Source organism: Nonomuraea sp. NPDC049784 (genome assembly GCF_040659615.1).
In the GTDB taxonomy this organism is placed as follows: domain Bacteria; phylum Actinomycetota; class Actinomycetes; order Streptosporangiales; family Streptosporangiaceae; genus Nonomuraea.
Window position 1 is genome coordinate 1 of record NZ_JBFAMX010000834.1, and the last position, 3,589, is coordinate 3,589.

Annotated in this window: 6 protein-coding genes; 3 read left to right on the top strand and 3 right to left on the bottom strand. The window is 71.0% G+C overall.

The features are described from left to right. A partial coding sequence (locus AB0J09_RS59395; RefSeq protein ID WP_360712341.1) for a hypothetical protein occupies window positions 1–203 on the bottom strand: 203 nt, incomplete at its 3' end. A 108-nt stretch (window positions 204–311) separates the two neighbouring features. Between AB0J09_RS59395 and AB0J09_RS59400 the strand changes: the two genes are divergently transcribed. Then, window positions 312–785, top strand: coding sequence for a ferritin-like domain-containing protein (locus tag AB0J09_RS59400; protein ID WP_360712344.1), 474 nt, complete (start codon window positions 312–314; stop codon window positions 783–785). A gap of 118 nt (window positions 786–903) precedes the next feature. Here the strand turns inward: AB0J09_RS59400 and AB0J09_RS59405 are convergent, their stop codons facing one another. Both AB0J09_RS59405 and AB0J09_RS59410 read right to left on the bottom strand, forming a co-directional pair. After that, window positions 904–1,239, bottom strand: coding sequence for a metalloregulator ArsR/SmtB family transcription factor (locus tag AB0J09_RS59405; protein WP_360712347.1), 336 nt, complete (start codon window positions 1,237–1,239; stop codon window positions 904–906). Next, complete coding sequence (locus tag AB0J09_RS59410; protein WP_360712350.1) at window positions 1,166–1,972, bottom strand: DUF5937 family protein; 807 nt, start codon at window positions 1,970–1,972, stop codon at window positions 1,166–1,168. The genes AB0J09_RS59405 and AB0J09_RS59410 overlap by 74 nt, the downstream gene beginning before the upstream one ends. A gap of 68 nt (window positions 1,973–2,040) precedes the next feature. On the opposite strand from AB0J09_RS59410, the gene AB0J09_RS59415 reads away from it, so the two are divergent. Next, the gene (locus tag AB0J09_RS59415) at window positions 2,041–2,889 is read left to right on the top strand and encodes a hypothetical protein (RefSeq protein WP_360712353.1); all 849 of its coding nucleotides are present in this window, start codon (window positions 2,041–2,043) and stop codon (window positions 2,887–2,889) included. Continuing rightward, window positions 2,886–3,589, top strand: a 704-nt coding sequence (locus AB0J09_RS59420; RefSeq protein ID WP_360712356.1) for a tripartite tricarboxylate transporter substrate binding protein, incomplete at its 3' end; no start/stop codon positions are given. The genes AB0J09_RS59415 and AB0J09_RS59420, both read left to right, overlap by 4 nt.

Consider the following 3,589-nt stretch of genomic DNA (forward strand, 5'->3'; position numbering starts at 1 on the left):
GCGGCCGCCCAGTGAGCGTGGGCCGCCCTCTCGAAACGAGGGTCGGCGTAGGCCAGGCGGGCGTGCAGGAGCGCCGTGCCAGCCAGGCTCTGCAGGCACGCACCTGGCCGTTCGGGGGCGGCGGCGACGATCGCCTCAGGGTCCAGGAGACGTTCGGCGATCATGAGCGCCTGACCGGCCGCCTGAGCTCGGGTATCGCCCATCAGACACCTCCGACGATCAAACACCTATGTCTCGCCCGGGGTGGCACAGCTGATCGCCAGCATCGGGGCCTGCGAGGCCGCCCACGCCGTCGCCCTGCCGAGGTCGCTGTGAGCCCCGACGACATCGAGAAACTACGCAAGGCGCTGGCGGCCGAGCACGCGGTGCTGTTCGCCTACGGGCTGCTGGGAGCACGGACGTCGGGGTCGCTGCGGGCCAGGATCAGCGCGGCCTTCGACGCCCACCGGACGCGCCGCGACCAGTTGCGCACGTTCATCACGGCGCGGGGCGGCCGGCCGGCCGAGCCCGATGCCTCCTACGCGCTGCCGTTCTTCCCCGCCGACCAGGCGCTGGCCGTCAAGCTGGCGGTGCACCTGGAGAGCGGCGTCACGGCCGCCTATCTCGAGCTGGCCGCCGCGCAGGACGTCACGCTGCGCCGCTATGCCGCGCTGGCCATGCAGGAGGCCGTGACCCGCTCGTACGCCTTCCGCCCCGCCCAGCCCCCGGCCTTCCCCGGCATGCCGGTGGCGGCGGCCGCCCCGCCTCCTTCACCCTCTCCCTCGGCGACATCGAGCGGCGGATAGGCCACTGCCCGGCCTCCCACCACACTCCGGCCGGGGTCCTTTGGGAGCAGAAGCCCTGAAAGGAGAGGTCGGTGTGCGGGAGGGCGCCGTCCAGGCGCAAGACCGGGAGCAGGCCTCGTCACCGGTACAGGACGGAGAGCAGGTCGGGCCCGAGGCGTTCGACGGCGTCGGCGTCGAGCTGGTAGTAGACGACCGAGCCGCGCCTGTGGGTGTGGACGAGCTGCGCCTCCCTGAGCCTGCGTAGGTGCCGGGAGACCTGTGGCGCGCTCATGCCGAGCTGGGTGGCCAGCTCGGAGGTGGCGACCGGGTTACGCAAGATCGCGTACGCGAGCCGCAGCCTGGTCGGGTCCTGGAGCGCGGCGAGCCGGCGCCTGGCCGTCTCAAGCGTCGGTGTGGCGGCCCCGTCGGCGCTGTACTGGATGACGACCGGGTAGCCGGGATAGTGCTTGATCACGAAGTGCGGCCGGCCGTGGACGGTCGGCACGAGCAGGCAGGGGCCGCGCCTCGTCCACGCGGGCGGTGGCGTTGTAGAGCTTGTCGAACACCACCCGCAGCGGCTTCCGCGTGGTCGACGTGATGGACGTGGTCGGAAGGTCGGCCAGCACCAGTGCGCCGCGCCTGTGCAGGTCGCGCACCCGTTCGGCGCGGTCACGGTCGAGGGCCGGGCGCAGCGCGGGCCATTCGGCGTCGAAGGACGCGGCGGCGAACGCGGTGAGGAAGTCGAGCAGCTCGCCACGGAACGCCTCGGGATCGGCACGCAGCCGGGCACCGATCTCCATGCGGCTGGAGGAGATCAGCCGCAGCCGCTGCAGCACTTCCTCGCTGAGCCTGGGCGCCAGCTCGGTGTCGTTCTTGCCGATCAGGGCCTGCACGGTCATGGCCACGAAGTCGCCGATGGGCAGCTCGGCCACCTCCCGCAGCTCGCCCGCCAGCGTGCGCCCTGGTCCAGCGGACAGCGGAAGCAGGTAGCGGGCGCGGAAGGCGCTCCAGAGCGGCGCCCAGGCGGCGGCCGTGACCAGCAGCCCGCTGTCCAGCTCGGCGTGCGCCCTGGCGACCCAGCCGGCGCTGCCGGGGTGGTGGCCGGGCTCATCGAGGGCGTGCAGGCAGGCGCAGAGCTCGGCCAGCGGAGACTGCTGAACGCTGACGGATCCTGTGCCGGGGGAGTCGAGGAGGAGCGTGACGGCCACCCTGCACATTACCGCGTTCGCGTCAATCTTCTTGAGAGTCCCTTGGTGTTTGCCCAGGCTGTCGGCTCATGGCTGAGGCACTGCACGTGGTCAAGCATCCGACCGAGTTCTATTCGGCGGGCGCGACGACCGTCTTCGCGTCGAGATACGACCAGCGATTCTCCTACTGCTTGTACGTGCCGTCCGCGCACGACCTGCACGGCGCTCCCCCGCCTCTGGTCGTCCTGCAGCACGGCACGGGACGGCGCGGACCGCAGTACCGGGACAACTTCGCCGAGTGGGCCGAGGAGCACGGCTGCCTCGTGCTGGCCCCGCTCTTCCCCGCCGGCATCGGCGCCGACCCGCACGACCTGCACAACTTCAAGTTCCTCAAGTACGGCGACATCCGCTTCGACCACGCGCTGCTGGCCATGGTCGAGGAGGTGGGCGAGCGCTTCAACGTACGGACCGAGCGGTTCCTGCTGCACGGGTTCTCCGGCGGCGGCCAGTTCGTGCACCGGTTCGCCTACCTGCACGCCGACCGGCTCGCCGGATTGTCAATCGGTGCACCCGGGCGGATAACGTACATCGACCAGAGCAGCCCGTGGTGGATCGGGCTGAAGGGGTTCGAGGAGGAGTTCGGCAGCGCTCCCAGGGTGGAGGAGCTGCGCGACGTACCGGTGCAGATGGTGGTGGGCAGCGCGGACGTGGAGACCTGGGAGATCAACAACCAGGGCGGCTCCAACTGGATGGACGGCGCCGACGCCCACGGGACCACCCGCATCGAGCGGCTCAGAGCGCTGCGCGACAACTTCGAGGCGCACGGGATCGCCGTGCGGTTCGACGTGGTGCCCGGCGTGGGCCACGACCCGATGCTCGTGCTCGAGCCGGTCAAGGACTTCTTCGCATCGATCCTCACCCCCCGGGAGTCATCTTGAAGACCAAGCTGTTGGCCGCCGTCACGGCAGCCCTGACCCTCACCGGCTGCGCCGTGGGCGAGGCCACCGATTCGGGCGGCGGCTATCCCAGCAAGCCCCTGTCGATCATGGCGCCGGGCAGCCCGGGCGGCGGCTGGGACACACGGGCGCGCGGCATCGCCAGCTCGCTCAGCGAGTGCAAGGTGACCGGCGTGAACGCCACGGTCACGAACGTGCCGGGCGCGGGCGGCACGATCGGGCTTGCCCAGTTCGCCAAGAAGAAGGGCGACCCGTACGAGCTCATGGTCATGGACAGCGTGACCATGCTGGGCGGCATCGTGAACAACAAGTCGCCGGTCGACCTGTCCACGCTCACCCCCGTGGCCGGGCTGAGCCGGGGGCCGAGTGCGATCGTGGTGGCGAAGAAGTCCCCGTACAAGGATCTGAAGTCGCTGCTGGACGCGATGGAGGCCAAGCCCCACAGCGTCAAGTGGACGGGCGGCTCGCTCGGCGGGCCGGGGCAGATGACGGTGGCCGGGCTGGCCAAGGGCAGGAACATCGCCGCCAAGGAGGTCAACTTCGTGCCCACGGCTGGCGGCGGCGAGTCCATGAACCTGCTGCTCAGCGGCGCCGCCACGGCCGGCATCGACACCGTCGCCGAGCTGCGCGCGCAGATCGAGGCGGGCGAGCTGCGGGTGCTGGCGGTCGACTCGGAGCAGCG